This window comes from Gordonia sp. 135 (assembly GCF_009720185.1).
Lineage (GTDB): Bacteria > Actinomycetota > Actinomycetes > Mycobacteriales > Mycobacteriaceae > Gordonia > Gordonia alkanivorans.
Genome location: NZ_CP046257.1, coordinates 4,399,715 through 4,413,944 on the forward strand (window position 1 = coordinate 4,399,715; position 14,230 = coordinate 4,413,944).

14 protein-coding genes and 1 pseudogene are annotated in these 14,230 nt (G+C 66.6%); 10 read left to right on the forward strand and 5 right to left on the reverse strand.

Annotated elements, in window-relative coordinates; all coding sequences use genetic code 11:
- Window positions 1-10: 10 nt before the first annotated feature.
- Complete coding sequence (locus GKZ92_RS19900; RefSeq protein WP_006358151.1) at window positions 11-853, reverse strand: substrate-binding periplasmic protein; 843 nt, start codon at window positions 851-853, stop codon at window positions 11-13.
- Between the two features lie 346 nt (window positions 854-1,199).
- Here GKZ92_RS19900 and GKZ92_RS19905 point away from each other — a divergent pair, with 346 nt between their 5' ends.
- The 7 genes and pseudogenes from GKZ92_RS19905 to GKZ92_RS19930 all read left to right on the forward strand — a co-directional run bounded on the left by GKZ92_RS19905 (window position 1,200) and on the right by GKZ92_RS19930 (window position 7,196).
- The gene (locus GKZ92_RS19905; protein WP_006358152.1) at window positions 1,200-2,558 is read left to right on the forward strand and encodes an aminotransferase class III-fold pyridoxal phosphate-dependent enzyme; all 1,359 of its coding nucleotides are present in this window, start codon (window positions 1,200-1,202) and stop codon (window positions 2,556-2,558) included.
- Between the two features lie 62 nt (window positions 2,559-2,620).
- Window positions 2,621-3,460 (forward strand): annotated as a pseudogene (locus tag GKZ92_RS23875) (amidohydrolase family protein); the annotation flags it as partial.
- Entirely contained in the window at window positions 3,408-4,034 is a 627-nt protein-coding gene (locus tag GKZ92_RS23880) for an amidohydrolase family protein (protein ID WP_269320238.1), read from the forward strand. The pseudogene GKZ92_RS23875 and the gene GKZ92_RS23880, both read left to right, overlap by 53 nt.
- 1 nt (window position 4,035) lies before the next feature.
- Window positions 4,036-5,040, forward strand: coding sequence for an LLM class flavin-dependent oxidoreductase (locus tag GKZ92_RS19915; protein WP_006358154.1), 1,005 nt, complete (start codon window positions 4,036-4,038; stop codon window positions 5,038-5,040).
- The gene (locus GKZ92_RS19920; protein WP_006358155.1) at window positions 5,037-5,897 is read left to right on the forward strand and encodes a carbon-nitrogen hydrolase family protein; all 861 of its coding nucleotides are present in this window, start codon (window positions 5,037-5,039) and stop codon (window positions 5,895-5,897) included. The genes GKZ92_RS19915 and GKZ92_RS19920 overlap by 4 nt, the downstream gene beginning before the upstream one ends.
- Window positions 5,898-5,947: 50 nt before the next feature.
- On the forward strand, window positions 5,948-6,736 hold the full coding sequence (locus GKZ92_RS19925; RefSeq protein WP_006358156.1) for an IclR family transcriptional regulator: 789 nt from the start codon (window positions 5,948-5,950) through the stop codon (window positions 6,734-6,736).
- A gap of 43 nt (window positions 6,737-6,779) precedes the next feature.
- Window positions 6,780-7,196 carry a carboxymuconolactone decarboxylase family protein gene (locus GKZ92_RS19930; RefSeq protein ID WP_155225537.1) on the forward strand — a complete coding sequence of 139 codons (417 nt, stop codon included), beginning with the start codon at window positions 6,780-6,782 and terminating at the stop codon, window positions 7,194-7,196.
- A gap of 43 nt (window positions 7,197-7,239) precedes the next feature.
- Here the strand turns inward: GKZ92_RS19930 and GKZ92_RS19935 are convergent, their stop codons facing one another.
- A complete protein-coding gene (locus tag GKZ92_RS19935) occupies window positions 7,240-8,112 on the reverse strand; it encodes an SDR family oxidoreductase (RefSeq protein WP_006358158.1) in 873 nt (290 codons plus the stop codon).
- Window positions 8,109-8,612, reverse strand: coding sequence for a MarR family winged helix-turn-helix transcriptional regulator (locus tag GKZ92_RS19940; protein ID WP_006358159.1), 504 nt, complete (start codon window positions 8,610-8,612; stop codon window positions 8,109-8,111). Before GKZ92_RS19940 ends, GKZ92_RS19935 begins: the two co-directional genes overlap by 4 nt.
- Window positions 8,613-8,707: 95 nt before the next feature.
- Between GKZ92_RS19940 and GKZ92_RS19945 the strand changes: the two genes are divergently transcribed.
- Window positions 8,708-10,186, forward strand: coding sequence for an MFS transporter (locus tag GKZ92_RS19945; RefSeq protein ID WP_006358160.1), 1,479 nt, complete (start codon window positions 8,708-8,710; stop codon window positions 10,184-10,186).
- 72 nt (window positions 10,187-10,258) lie between these two features.
- Here GKZ92_RS19945 and GKZ92_RS19950 read toward each other — a convergent pair whose 3' ends face one another.
- A complete protein-coding gene (locus GKZ92_RS19950; protein ID WP_006358161.1) occupies window positions 10,259-11,002 on the reverse strand; it encodes a GntR family transcriptional regulator in 744 nt (247 codons plus the stop codon).
- Between the two features lie 46 nt (window positions 11,003-11,048).
- The gene (locus tag GKZ92_RS19955) at window positions 11,049-12,200 is read right to left on the reverse strand and encodes an acyl-CoA dehydrogenase family protein (protein ID WP_042375229.1); all 1,152 of its coding nucleotides are present in this window, start codon (window positions 12,198-12,200) and stop codon (window positions 11,049-11,051) included.
- A 202-nt stretch (window positions 12,201-12,402) separates the two neighbouring features.
- On the opposite strand from GKZ92_RS19955, the gene GKZ92_RS19960 reads away from it, so the two are divergent.
- Together GKZ92_RS19960 and GKZ92_RS19965 are read left to right on the forward strand one after the other, a co-directional pair.
- Window positions 12,403-13,218, forward strand: coding sequence for an HpcH/HpaI aldolase/citrate lyase family protein (locus GKZ92_RS19960; protein ID WP_081790077.1), 816 nt, complete (start codon window positions 12,403-12,405; stop codon window positions 13,216-13,218).
- On the forward strand, window positions 13,211-14,230 hold the full coding sequence (locus GKZ92_RS19965; RefSeq protein WP_006358164.1) for a MaoC family dehydratase: 1,020 nt from the start codon (window positions 13,211-13,213) through the stop codon (window positions 14,228-14,230). Before GKZ92_RS19960 ends, GKZ92_RS19965 begins: the two co-directional genes overlap by 8 nt.

A 14,230-nucleotide genomic window follows, 5' to 3' on the forward strand; every position in this document is an offset into this window, starting at 1 on the left:
GGTCCGCGGACTACCGGTCCGACTTGGTGGGCGCGAGCGGGAACGGATCGGCCGCATCCAGTGACGTCGGGGTCGGGAGTGCCTGACCGAACCACTCCTCCTGCAGCGATCCGATGGTCCCGTCGGAGTACATCTCGGTCAGGGCCTTGTTGACGCGGTCGAGCAGATCGGTGTTGCCCTTCTTGGTGGTCGCGGCCACGATCGAGGGGTTGACCGAATCGCCGACCGGGGCGACGCCGTCGGCCGGGTTCTTCTGGGCGTAGTACAGCGCGTTGATGGTGTCGTAGACGATCGCGTCGATGCGACCGTTCTTCAGGTCCAGGATCGCCTGCGACGGTCCCGCGTACGCGACGAGATCGGAGTAGCCGAGGTCGGCCTTGTTCGCCAGCGCCCATTGCTGCTGGACACTGCCGTCGACGGCGCCGATCCGCACGCCGGCCAGCGAGGAGTCGAGACCGGTGATCTTCGCCTTGTCGGCGGACCGGATCATCGCCACCGATCCGCTGGACGCGACCGGGTGGGTGTAGTCGAGTTGCTTCGCCCGCTCCTCGGTGAACACCACCGAACCGTCGGACATGTCGTAGCGACCGGTGGTGACACCCTGCAGCAGGGACTTGTAGTCGACCTTCTCGAACTTGACCGTGGCGCCCATGCGCTCACCCATCTCCTCCGCGATGTCGATCGCGTAGCCGGTCAGGTCCCCGGAGGTCTCGACCATGGTGAACGGCGCGTAGTTGGCCGACGTCGCCACGGTCACCACGTCATCGTTGCCCTCGTCGGTCGCCGCGCAGGCACTGAGCGCCAGAACGCCTCCGAAGACGGTCACCAGGGCACGGAAAGGCAGCTTTCTCATCGCGTTGTCCTTCTGTCGAAAGGGATCGCCCCGGGGTCACCGGGACGAGAGAGGGAACAGCCGAAGAAGACCACCTCAGGTTCGGTTCACTGAGCGTGATCTCGGTTCGGTGAATGAGTCAACGTTCCGGTCGTTTAGCGGAGGTTGCCCGAATGTGAACACTGGGTTTCGAGCCAGTCGCAGCAGGTCAGAGCATCCGCAGAAGTAATTGCGCGGCAGTGATGTTCACTCCGAACGGAATGGAAACGGCTGTGTAACAAGGCCGAAACCGAGCCAGGCGAAGCTGCTCACATCCCACTGAGACACCGGTTCACTGGATGAACCAAATCCCACTTTGGAGGAACCCATGACGAGCAACGGCACGCTCACGCCCTCGACGGAGAAAGGAACGGACTGGATCGCCCGCGCCCACCGCGACCACGTGCTCACCTCGTGGTCGAAGCAGTCGGGCCCGGACCCGATCACCGTCGTCGACGCCGCCGGCTGTTGGTTCGTCGACAGCAACGGCAACAGGTACCTCGACTTCCTGTCACAGCTCGTGAATCTCAATCTCGGGCACCAACATCCGCGGCTGGTCGAGGCGATCACCGAGCAGGCCCGCAAGTCCTGCTTCATCGGACCCACATTCGCCAACGAGGCGCGCAGCCGGCTGGCTCTCGAACTCGACGCACTCACCCCCGGGAACCTCACCTCAAGCTTCTTCACCACGGGCGGCGCCGCGGCCAACGAAGCCGCCATCGCCATCGCCCGTGCGGTGACCGGCCGGCACAAGGTCGTGGCCCGATACCGCTCGTACCACGGTGCCAGTGCCGGAGCGATGACACTGACCGGCGATTCGCGACGCTGGGGGTTGGAACCCCTGACCACGCCGGGTGTCGTGCGCATGCTCGATCCTTATGTACCGGGTGGGGGAAACGTGGACGACCCCCGCTACTCCGCTGCTCATCTCGAAGAGGTCCTCCAGTACGAGAACCCCGGCAGCGTCGCTGCGGTGATCATGGAGACCGTCACCGGCACAAACGGGCCCATCGTTCCCCCGCCCGGTTACCTCAAATCCATTCGCGAGGTGTGCGATCGGCACGGGATCCTCTTGATCTGCGACGAGGTGATGGTCGGGTTCGGCCGACTCGGTACCTGGTTCGGCATCGAGCAGTTCGACGTCGTGCCCGACATCCTCACCACCGCCAAGGGCATCAACTCCGGCTACGTTCCGCTCGGTGCCACGATCGTGGGCGCACACATCCGTGACGTCCTCCGCGACATCGCCCTGCCGGCAGGACTCACCTACGCCGGTCATCCGCTCGCCTGCGGCAGCGCCGTCGCGTCCATCGAGATCATGAAATCCGAAGGCGTGGTGGAGAACGCGGCTACCCAGGGCGCGCGCCTGCAGCGTGGGCTGGAGGAGCTGACGCAACGCCATCCCAGCGTCGGCGGCATTCGGGGCCTCGGCCTGATGTGGGGTATCGATCTCGTCGGGGCCGACGGATCGCCGCTGATCCCGTTCAAGGGAACCCCCGAGCAGTCCGCCCCCGGCCTCGCCGTCGTGAAGGCTGCCAAGGAACGCGGTCTGTGGATCGGCCGCCAGGACAGCGTCATCCGACTCGCCCCGCCACTGATCATCACCGCGGACGAGATCGACCTCGCGCTGTCGATCCTCGACGAGGCACTCGTCCACGCCGACGAAGCCGTGGGAGTGGTTCGGTGACAGGGAGTCTCATCATCCGTGGCGGCCACGTGGTGACCGCTGCGGACACCTTCCGCGCCGACGTGCTGATCGCCGACGGCAAGATCGTCGCCTTGGGCACCGACGACGGGTGGACCGCAGATCGCGTCATCGATGCCGAGGGGCACTACATCCTGCCGGGTGGCATCGACACACACACACATTTCGAGCACCACAACCTCAAGGGCACCACCCGAACCGCGGACGACTTCAAGACCGGCAGCGCCGCGTCGGCGGCCGGCGGAACCACGACGTTCGTGGACTTCGTCCGCGGCCTCCCCGGCGAGAGCCTGATCGACGCCTTCCACCGTCGCCGGCAAGCCGCGGAACAAGGTTCGATGATCGATTTCGGTTTCCACCTGATGGTGCCGGCGACAGCGAACTCTGACGACTCGTTCGATCAGTTGCGGCACCTGACCGAGGAGTTCGGTGCCACCAGCTGGAAGTTCTTCATGGCCTACACCGGACTGATGGTGCCCGACGATGTGCTCATCCGCGGGTTCACCGAGGCCAGAGCACTCGGCGTCCTGCCCATGGTGCACGCCGAGAACGGTCACATGGTCAATGCTGCGGTCGAGGCGCTCGTCGAACAGGGCCTGACCGAGGAGCACCACCACATGCACGGCCATCCGGCCGCCGCCGAGCGCGAGGCGATCGTCCGAGCGGCGACCATCGCCGAGTGGGTGGACACACCGCTGTTCATCGTCCACGTGTCCTCGGCCGACGGCGTGAACGAGATCCAGGCCCTGCAGAATCGCGGACGCCCCGTGTTCGGCGAGACGTGCCCGCACTATCTCGTGACCGGGTACGAGGACTACTCACACGCGGATTATGAGGCGGCCAAGTACATCTGCTCGCCTCCCATCCGGGAGAGCAGGCACCAAGAGCCGCTGTGGAACGCCCTGGCCACCGGAGTCCTGGGATCGGTCGGCACCGATCACGCGACCTACACGATGGACCAGCCCGAGGACCTGCCTCCGCAGAAACCACAGGGGCGCGGCTACTTCCCGAACGTGCCGCCGGGAGTCCCGGGGGGCCGAGGAACGCCTCATGGTTCTCTACGAACAGGGGGTCGCGCGAGGACGTTTCGACCTGAACCGATTCGTCGACATGACGTCGACCAACCCGGCCAAAACGTTCGGTCTCTACCCCCGCAAGGGCACCATCGCGCCCGGTTCCGATGCCGACGTGGTCATCTGGGATCCGCAGGCCGAGCACACCATCTCGGCCGACCGACACCGGTCCCGGGCCGGATACACCCTCTACGAGGGCATGTCGGTCAGCGGAGCTCCGCGCCAAGTCTTCTCGCGCGGAGAGCAGATCGTCCGCGACGGCGAACTGGTGGAGATGTACGGGCACGGTCGCTACCAATCGCGGACGTCGCTGAGCGAACGAGCACCGATTCCTCTCCCCGCCAACCGATCCGAATCATTCCGACCCATCGACTGTGAGGTGTGATGTGACCATTCCCCTTGGAGTTCACCTCGGTGAACGTTTCACTCTGGACGAGACGAAGGCCATCGCCGACGTCGCCGACGAAGCAGGCTTCGACAGCCTGTGGGTGGCCGAAGGCCGCTTGACCCGGGACGCGATCAGCATCATGTCCCTGCTCGCCGACCGCACCCATCAGGTCCGGATCGGTTCGGGTGTCATCAACAACAAGACCCGCAATCCGGCGCTCACTGCGGTCACGTTCAAGACGCTCGACGAGATCGCGCCCGGCCGAATCATTCTCGGCGTCGGCGCCTGGTGGGAGCCGATCGCTTCGAAGGTCGGTGCCCCCATCCGCAAGCCGCTGGGCACGATGCGCGAGTTCATCTCGATCTGCCGGTCGCTCTTCGCCAACGAGGAGGTGACGCTCCAGGGCGAGCACTTCTCGATGGACAAGATCCGCTTCGACCGGATGTACGCCGAGAACCGGCCGGTCGACATTCCCATCTACACCGGTCCGGTCGGCCCGAAGATGCTCGAACTGTCCGGAGAGCTCGCCGACGGCGTCTACCTCGACTTCCTGATGCCGACGAGCTACACCCGAGAGGCGGTGAACGCGCTGCAGCGCGGACGCGAACGCAGCACGCTCACCAAGGATCTCGACATCACCCAGATCATCTGCTGCTCGATCGACGACACCAACCCCGAAGATGCCAAGGACGCGGTCAAGGCGTTCCTCACCATGTACCTGATGCAGCAGCCGCACATCGGTTCCCACTGCGGCGTCGAACCCGGACTCGTCGACCGCCTCAAGGAGATCGCGGGCTGGCCGGCACGTCCGGAAGACATCCGCAAGGCCATGCCGCTCGTCCCCGACGACCTCGTCCGTCGCGTCACCGCCTACGGCACCACCGCACAGACCGCCGACATGATCGACGAATACCGCGCGGCCGGGGTCCGAGTGCCCGTGATGTTCCCGCTTGGCGCCATCCCTGTTGACACTGTCCGTTCTCTCGCAAAGGTTTCCGCATGACCACCCCCGACAAGACCCGCACCGAAGAGACCACCCCCGGCATCGTCACCGCCGGCGTCCTGCAGCTCCGGCCGACCGCCGATCGGGAGGCCAACCTCGCCGTCGTCGCCGATCTGATCGACCAGGCGGCGGCCCGCGGGGTCAAGGTCCTGCAACTGCCGGAACTGTTCTCGGTCCCCTTCGTGGCGCCCATGCCCGTCGATCCCGACTACCTGGTCTACGGTGAGCCGCTCGACGGCCCCAGCAACACGATGGTGGCGGAGAAGTCGCGCGAGCACGGGATGACCATCGTGTCGTCCATCTTCGAGAAGACCGCGGCCGCCGGCGTCTACTACAACACCGCGACCGTCTTCGTCGGCGGTGAACGCCGCCTCGATTACCGCAAGTCGCATCTGCCGCTGTCGTTCAATTTCCCGGAGAAGTCGTACTTCCGTCCGGGTGACAAGTCACCCGAGGTCGTCGACGCCGACGGTATCCCGGTGTCGACGATCATCTGCTACGAACGGCACTTCCCCGAACTCGCCCGGACCGCAGCCGTACAGGGCGCCACCGTGCTCGGCATCCCGATCGCCTCCGGCAACGGGTACTCGCGTGAGACGTTCGACCTGGAGCTGAAGGCGCATGCGGTCTTCAACTGCATGTACGTGCTGGCGAGCAACCGCATCGGCGCCGAAGGACCCAAGGAGTACTTCGGCGGTAGCTCCATCTACGGCCCCGACGGGGAGACGGTGGCGACGGCCGAGGACAACGGTGGTGACGAGCTGGTGGTCGGTGACATCGACCTGGGTCAGCTCCCGGCCAAGCGAGCGTTCAGCCGTCCTTTCCTGCGCGATCGGCGGTTTGCCCTATACAAATGACACCTACGACTCCCGCTTCCCCTGCAATCACACCGATCTGAGGAGAACCCGTGGCCGATGCCGGGCTGGTACAGAAGACTCTCCGCGTCCTGCAGACCGTCGCCGCGAGTCCGAACGGCATCGGCCTGTCCGGGGTCGCCCGACTCACCGACATCCCCAAGGCGACCTGCCACCGGATTCTGCTGTCACTGGCAGCCGAGGACTGGGTGGTCCTCAACGAGGACACGAAGCGCTTCCACATGTCCCTGTCGGTGCTGCTCATGCTCAGCCCGACGTCGGACCGGGACACCGCGCTGTCGTACGTGAACCGATTGCTGGAAACGCTCGCCACGCAGGCGATGGAAACGTGCGGACTCGACCAGGCGGTCAAGGGCACCAACACCGTGATGGTGCTCGCCCAGACTGCCTCGCCGCACAACATCGGGCTCGGACGTCGTGCGGTGCCGCGCATGCAACCGGCGTGGTCGACCTCGACCGGCAAGGTCTTCCTCTCGCTCGGTGATCCCGCGGCGGTGCGTCAGGACCTCGAATCCGATCCGCAGTTCCGGGATTCCTCACGCGGGAGAGATCTTGACGGCTTCCTCGAGGAACTCGCGGTGACCGCGGACCGGGGTTACGCGTCCTCCCGCGACGAGCTCGAGCCGGGGGCCGCCTCGGTTGCCTGCCCGGTTCGGGTCAACGGCACCGTGCCCTACGCGATCTGGGTGGGAGGCCCCGCCTATCGGCTGACCCCGGAACGGGTTCCCGAGATCGCCGAACAACTCCGTCACACCGCGCAGGACATCGAACGGGTGCTCGCCCGGACGCCGCCGGGTACTCAGCTGGGTCCCGCTCTGTGACAACGCTTTTCCCATCCCAACCGTTTGATCAAGGAGATTACTCATGACAACGACCTCGACCACCGCACCACATTCGGAGCTCTACGACGCCGGCCTGGCGATGCGCAAGACCGTCCTCGGTGACGCCTACGTGGACAAGGCACTGTCGGCGGTGACCGAGTTCGGTCAGCCCATGCAGGATCTCGTCACCGAGTACTGCTGGGGCGGCATCTGGACCCGCGAGGGCCTCGACCGCCGAACGCGGAGCCTGCTGAACCTGGTCATGCTGACCGCCCTCAACCGGCAGACCGAGTTCTCGACGCACGTGCGCGGTGCACGTGCCAACGGGGTCACCGACGAGGAGATCCAGGAAGCACTCCTGCAGACCGCCGTATATGTCGGTGTACCAGCTGCTCTCGAGGCCTTCCGCAACGCGGAGCGTGTACTCCGCGAACTCGTCGCCGCCGACCAGGCCGACTGAAGCCCGAGCCGGGTAGGTTCCCGCCCAGTACTGACCACCGCGATCAGTACTGGGCTACCTGCCCGTCCTTCGGTGCGCGGTACATCTTCCACAGCAGCTTGGGCATCCCGCGCACCGGCAGCGGCTTGGGCCAGTCCCGGGTACGCATCAGGGCCTCGGTCCCACCGTCGACGGTGATGACAGTGCCGGCCATGAAGTCTGCGGCCGGGGACAGCATGATCATCACCCACGCGGCGAGTTGCTCCGGGGTCCCGTATTCGCGCACGGGCACCGGGAACGACTTCACGCTCTTGGCCTGCGGGCTGTCGAGCTGCGACTGGAGCAGGGGTGTCATCACCGGGCCGGGTGCGATCACGTTGACCCGGATGCCCTCGCCCGCCCACTCCGGCTTGGTGCCCTGCCAACGGACCCACTGGGTGACCGCGACCTTCGACGCCGCGTACGCGACCGGCGCGGTGACACCGCGGCGCCGGAGGATCTGCCGGGTCGCGCCCGCGGTGTCGCCGTTGATGAGGCGCCGGACCGCACCGCGCGGCACCAGCGGGGTCACGGTCGTCGAATTAGAGCCGAAAACAACGACTTTCGCCTTGTCGGCCGCGGCGAGAGCGGGACGCCAGGCGGTCAGCAGGTCGGTGACGCCGAGGACGTTGACCTCGGTGATCATCCGCTCGCGCCCCTTACTCGGCCCCATACCGGCGGCGAGGACCGCACCGTCGAGCTTGCCGCCCGCCTTGGCGAGGACCTCGTCGGCAGCCGCGCGCCGACCGGCCGCGGTCGACAGGTCGGCGACGACATCTGCATCCCGCAGATCGACGCCGATCACCGTGTGCCCCTCCGCCCGGAGGGATTCGGCAACCGCCGCACCCATCCCCGACGCCGATCCGGTCACCGCGTACGTGCCGCCCCCACTGGTCATATCAGCCCTCTCCTGAATCTCTGTTCGCTCTTCTTGTCACGCCGGCCGGCACCGTGCCGGTCCTGCGTCCGTTCATAGGCGTCGTTGAATGCCCGCAATTCGTGGAGGAGCCCCTCCGGACTGCCCGGCCCGAGGTCGGCGAAGACCTGCTCGAGTCGCTGCGCCCGCAGCAATCCGTCACGTTTGAAGGCCTCGCGGCCCTCCTCGGTCGGGCGGATCAGCTTCGAGACCGAGTCCGCGACCTCGAAGCGCTCGAGGTAGCCGTGCTTGATCGCGGCATTCACCTGACGGTTGACCGTTGATTGTTCGAGTTCGAGTTCCTCGGTCAGTTCACGAAGCGTGCGCGGCCGGCCGTCGGACAGAACCCACAGGATGGCGAAGGCCGACTTCTCCAGTCCCACCGACGGATGGACGAGACTTCGGCGCCGGGACATGCGCAGCAATTCAGCCGCCAGGTCACGATGTACCGGCGATTGCCACGGCGTGTGGTCCTCGGGCATGACTCCTCCATCACATTCGACCAGGACAATCTACTGTCCGGTTTGCCTATGTACGCTACATATGTATGCTGCATACCTCGAAGGAGGTCTCAAAAATGAGCCACGTACAAGGTCGGGCGCCTGCCGACGACCAGGTCGCAGTCGCGGCCGACAAGGCACCCGCGGGCGCCATCGGCAGCGTCGTGGTGCTCTGCTTCGGCGGCCTCGTCGCCTCGCTGATGCAGACACTGATCATCCCGATCCAGCCCGATCTGCCACGTCTCCTCGGGACCTCGATCGGCAACGCTTCCTGGGTCATCACCGCCACCCTGCTCGCGGCAGCCGTCGCGATGCCCATCGCCGGCCGCCTCGGCGACATGTTCGGCAAGCAGCGCGTGCTGCTCGCCAGCGCCGTACTGCTCACGCTGGGTTCGCTGCTCTGCGCACTCGGCGACTCCCTGATCCCGCTGATCATCGGTCGCGGCGTCCAGGGTCTGGCCATGGGCTTCATCCCGGTCGGCATGAGCCTGATCCGTGAGATCACCCCGCCGCGCATCACGTCCATGGCCGTGGCCGCGATGTCGGCGACCCTCGGCGTCGGCGGCGCCATCGGCCTGCCGCTGTCGGCCTGGATCGTCGAGACCTGGGACTGGCACGCCCTCTTCTACGTCGCCACCGGGCTCGGCGTGCTCATCGTGATCGCCGTCCTCGTCCTGGTCCCCCGCGTGAACAACTCCGCCGGCGGACGTCTCGACATCCCCGGCGCCATCGGCCTGGCCATAGGTCTTTCCGCCTTCCTCATCGCGGTGTCGAAGGCCAACGACTGGGGCTGGACCTCGGGCAGCACTCTCGGCCTGGGCATCGGCGGTATCGCCGTTCTCGTCGCCTGGGGATTCTTCGAACTCCGCCAGAAGGAGCCGCTGGTCGATCTCCGCACCTCGGCCCGCCCCGCCGTGCTGCTGACGAACATCGCGGCGGCCGCCATCGGCTTCGGCATGATGGCGCAGTCGATCATCCTGCCGATGCTCTTCCGTCTGCCCGAGGCGACCGGATACGGCCTGGGACAGTCGATCCTGGCCGCAGGTCTGTGGATGGCCCCCGGCGGTCTGATGATGATGTTCTTCGCCCCGCTGTCGGGTCTGCTGATCAACCGGATCGGCGCCAAGTTCACCCTCGCCATCGGCGCGAGCATCCTCGGCATCGGCTACATCTTCGCCTTCTTCCTCATGGACGCGGCGTGGAAGCTGATGCTGGCCTCGATCATCTGCGCCATCGGCGTGGGCATCGGCTACGCGGCCATGCCGACCCTGATCATGGGTTCGGTGCCGCCCACCGAGGCCGGCGCGGCCGTCGGGCTGAACGGCTTGATGCGCTCGCTGGGCACCACCGTCGCCTCCGCCGTCATGGCCCTCATCCTCGCCAGCGCAACCATCTCGCTGGGTGGCACCGAGGTTCCCGACGAGTCGACATTCACCTGGTGCTTCCTGATCGCGGCCGCCGCAGCCTTCATCGGCGTGGCGATCACCCTGCTGATCCCCACCAGGGGCAAGGCCTCGGGCCTCGTCGAGGAGCAGCCGTTGCGTGCCGGGCACTGACCCTCCCCACCGCGCGAAGTGGCCCGGCAGTCGACGAGAACTGCCGGGCCGCTTCGTGTTTCGGACATTTCCTCAGAGTCCGCTACGGCGCAGCGTCACCCGATACGTGTAGTGCTCGGGGAGGAAGTAGCTCACCGCGAGTTCGACGGCCCGCCCCCGCGAGTCGGTGTAGAGCCGGTCGACGCGCAGCACGGCGTGCCCCTCCGGACAACCGAGACGCCGAGCGGTGTCAGCGTCTGCGGTGGTGGCCGTGATCGACTGCGCGCACTCCTCGATCGGATACTGCAGGTGGGGTTCGAGCAGGCCGATCATCGTGTGATCGCTTGTCGCCCCGGACTTCACCTCGGGCGCGTCGATCACCAGCCGGGCCACCGACTCGGGCCACGACACGGTGGTGACCACGAACGGCACACCGTCGTGGAATCGCTGGAACACGATCCGGTAGACAACATCGGTATCGAGTCGCAGGCGCCCGGCCGCTTCGAGATCGACTCGACGCGAGGGTGATTCGAGGACCTGCATCTCGGTGTCGGTCGAGAGGTTCATCAGATCGTCGATCGAACCGAGCTGCCGAAGATACTGACCGGCGTTCTCGGTCGCGAAGGTCCCTCGACCGGGCACGCGGTAGACCGAACCCTCGGTGACCAGTTCGAGGAAGGCCCGGCGCACCGTCTGCCTGCTCAGCCCGTACTCCTGCGACAGCTCGGACTCGGTGGGCAGCCGGACGCCGCCCTTGTAGCGCCCCTGCGCGATGTGCGAGCGCAGTTCGGCGGCCAGCACCTTGTACGCCGGCTCGGACTGCCCGACCTCGCTCATCCCACTCCCCTGTTCGAGTACCGCTTCCGCTGACGAGACGACGCCGTCAGATACCGCCCCGTGCCACGAGCTGCGCGGCGATCACGTTGCGCTGGATCTCGTTGGTGCCCTCGCCGACGATCATCAGCGGTGCGTCGCGGAAGTACCGTTCGACGTCGAACTCGGTGGAGTAACCGTAGCCGCCGTGGATGCGAACGGCGTTGAGGGCGATCTCCATCGCGACCTCGGAGGCGTACAGCTTGGCCATACCGGCCTCCATGTCGCAGCGTTCGCCCTTGTCGTACTGGTCGGCCGCGTGCCAGGTGAGCTGGCGGGCCGCGGTCAGCTTGGTCGCCATGTCGGCGAGGTAGTTGCCGATCGACTGGTGTTTCCAGATCGGCTGGCCGAAGGATTCGCGCTGCTGTGCGTAGGCCAGCGAGTCCTCGAGAGCGGCCGTCGCCACACCCAGTGCGCGACAGGCGACCTGGATGCGGCCGGTCTCCAACCCCTTCATCATCTGTCCGAAACCCTTGCCGGGCACGGTGCCGAGGATCGCCGACTTGGGTGCGCGGTACCCGTCGAAGGAGAGTTCACAACTCTCCACGCCCTTGTAGCCCAGCTTGGGCAGGTCGCGTGAGACCGTCAGTCCGGGACCGTGTTCGACGAGGACGATCGAGATGCCCTTATGCCGCGGCTGTGCCGCCGGATCGGTCTTGCACAGCAGGGCGATGAGCCCGGAGCGTCGCGCGTTGCTGATCCAGGTCTTCGCGCCACTGATGACCAGCTCGTCGCCGTCCTCCTTGGCCACGGTCGACATCGCCTGCAGGTCGGAACCACCGCCGGGCTCGGTCAGCGCCATCGTCGCCCGCATCTCGCCCGTGGCCATCCGCGGCAGGTAGTTCTGCTTCTGCTCCTCGGTGCCGAACAGCGTCAGCAGCTTGGCGACAACGGTGTGACCGCCCATCGCTCCCGCGAGGCTCATCCAGCCCCGGGCGAGTTCCTGGGTCACCCGCGCATAGCAGGGCATCGACACCGGCGAGCCGCCGTACTCCTCGGGCACGGCCAGGCCGTAGATCCCGATCTGCTTCATCTGCTCGATCCACTTCTCGGGGTACTCATTGGCGTGCTCGACGTCCTGCACGGTCGGCTTGACCTCGCGGTCGACGAAGGACCGAACGGTCTCGACGAGGAAGGATTCTTCGGCTGACAGCGTGCTCATGGAGGGGCTCACCTGTGATCATCGTGGTCCGGTTGATTTGTACGGCCATTTTGTCTATCCGCCGTACCTATGTCAACCTTTCCAACAGACATCCAGGTCTGATACAACCGTGACGGCACACTTTGGCCGCACATTTGATACCCGACAGCCGGGTTGTCACGATCATTTGGGAGCAATGGTGCAGAGAAGACGAGGCGTTCTGGTGGCTCCGGCCTCCGACGACCGCAAGGCACGCAAGGCGCTGGCCTCCATCGCCGACGAGGTGGTCCTCGACCTCGAGGACGCGGTCACCCCGGCCAACAAGGACTCGGCCCGTGCGGCCGCTGCTGAACTCGTCGCCGAGTTCGGTGGCGATCGGGCGGTCTCGCTGCGCATCAACGCCATCGACACCCCGTGGGCCGCGGAGGACCTGTCCGCGTGCGCGCAGATGCCGAACCTGACCTCGGTGGTGCTCCCCAAGGCCGACACCCCGAACGATCTGAAGGAGGCCGACAAGCAGCTCGGCGATTCGGCTGTCCGCCTCCAGGCCCTGCTCGAGACCCCGCGCGGGATTCGCGATGCCGGAGCGATCTGCGGGGCAACCGACCGCCTCGACGCCGTCCTCATCGGTTACGCCGATCTCGGCGCGTCACTCGGCCGGTCGTCGGGCCTGCCGATGCAGACCTGGCACGTGGTTCAGGACTCGGTGCTGCTGGCCGCCCGCGCCGCCGGCGTCGACGTGATCGACGGCCCGCACCTGACCATCGCCGACGACGACACCTTCCGCGACGCGAAGCGTTGGGTCCGCGACCTCGGCTTCGACGGCACCTGGGTGATCCACCCGGCCCAGTTGGCAAGCGCCATCGAGATCTTCACCCCGGACGCGGACGCCATCGAGGATGCGCGACGCGTGCTCGAGGCGCTGGAGAAGGCTGCGGCCGCAGGTGCCGGTGCCGCCGAACTCGACGGCCGGATGCTCGACGAGGCGCTTGCCGTCTCCGCTCGCCGCGTCCTCGCGAAGGGAGCAGTCGATGAGTGAAGCCATCGCCGTCGGCGGACCCTACTTCGACGAACTGACGCACGGACAGGTCTTCGACGACGCTCCGTCCCTGACGCTCACCTCCGGTCTCGCCGCCTCCCATCAGGCGATTCTCGGTGACCGACTGAGGCTTTCGCTGGACGCACATCTGGCGGGCCGCGTCCTGGGCGAGGGCACACTCGCACATCCCGGACTCGTCACCGACGTCGCGATCGGGCAGTCGACGCTGGCCACCCACCATGTCAAGGCCAACCTCTTCTACCGCGGGCTGCGTTTCCTGAGCTACCCGAAGATCGGCGACACGCTCACCACCGTGACCGAGGTCGTCGGGCTACGGGAGAACAAGTCCAAGCCCGGCCGCGCCCCGACCGGTCTGGCCGCGCTGCACATGATCACCACCGACCAGAACGGCGCGACGGTCCTCGACTTCTACCGCTGCGCGATGCTGCCGCTGTCCCCGGATGCCGACCCCGGCCGCACCGTGCACGCCGACGATCTGAGCACCGTCGGGCCCGGCGACGACGCCGAACCGGCGTTGCCCGGCTGGGATCTGGCCACCTTCCGGTCATCGGTCGGCGGCCAGCACTTCTCCCCCGACCTGGCCGGACGCGTCTACCGTTCGAGCTCCGACGTCGTCTCCAGCGCACCGGAACTCGCTCGCCTGTCGCTGAACATCGCGGCCACCCACCACGACGAGCGAGTGGCCGGCAAGGCGGCCGGCGGACGCCTGGTCTACGGCGGCCACACCATCGGACTCGCTCTGTCACAGGCCAATCGGGCGCTGCCGAACCTGGTCACAGTGGTGGCGTGGGACTCCTGCGATCACACCGGACCCGTCCGGGAGGGCGACACCCTGAGTTCGGAGATCCACGTCGAGGAAGCGACGCCGCTGGCCGGAGGCGGTGGAGTCCTGCGGCTCCGGTCGAAGGTCGTCGCCCATGGCGACGGTGACGACCAGTCAGCCGAGGACCGCGACGTCCTCGACTGGCGCTACCACGTCCTGATGGCCTGA

What these genes read in the sequence shown, in the direction of transcription:
- GKZ92_RS19945 (WP_006358160.1), top strand. Translation starts at nt 8,708, where the DNA reads ATGAGCCACGTACAAGGTCGGGCGCCTGCCGACGACCAGGTCGCAGTC.
- GKZ92_RS23880 (WP_269320238.1), top strand. Translation starts at nt 3,408, where the DNA reads ATGAGGCGGCCAAGTACATCTGCTCGCCTCCCATCCGGGAGAGCAGGC.
- GKZ92_RS19920 (WP_006358155.1), top strand. Translation starts at nt 5,037, where the DNA reads ATGACCACCCCCGACAAGACCCGCACCGAAGAGACCACCCCCGGCATC.
- GKZ92_RS19950 (WP_006358161.1), bottom strand. Translation starts at nt 11,002, where the DNA reads ATGAGCGAGGTCGGGCAGTCCGAGCCGGCGTACAAGGTGCTGGCCGCC.
- GKZ92_RS19905 (WP_006358152.1), top strand. Translation starts at nt 1,200, where the DNA reads ATGACGAGCAACGGCACGCTCACGCCCTCGACGGAGAAAGGAACGGAC.
- GKZ92_RS19930 (WP_155225537.1), top strand. Translation starts at nt 6,780, where the DNA reads ATGACAACGACCTCGACCACCGCACCACATTCGGAGCTCTACGACGCC.
- GKZ92_RS19955 (WP_042375229.1), bottom strand. Translation starts at nt 12,200, where the DNA reads ATGAGCACGCTGTCAGCCGAAGAATCCTTCCTCGTCGAGACCGTTCGG.
- GKZ92_RS19935 (WP_006358158.1), bottom strand. Translation starts at nt 8,112, where the DNA reads ATGACCAGTGGGGGCGGCACGTACGCGGTGACCGGATCGGCGTCGGGG.
- GKZ92_RS19965 (WP_006358164.1), top strand. Translation starts at nt 13,211, where the DNA reads ATGAGTGAAGCCATCGCCGTCGGCGGACCCTACTTCGACGAACTGACG.
- GKZ92_RS19900 (WP_006358151.1), bottom strand. Translation starts at nt 853, where the DNA reads ATGAGAAAGCTGCCTTTCCGTGCCCTGGTGACCGTCTTCGGAGGCGTT.
- GKZ92_RS19940 (WP_006358159.1), bottom strand. Translation starts at nt 8,612, where the DNA reads ATGCCCGAGGACCACACGCCGTGGCAATCGCCGGTACATCGTGACCTG.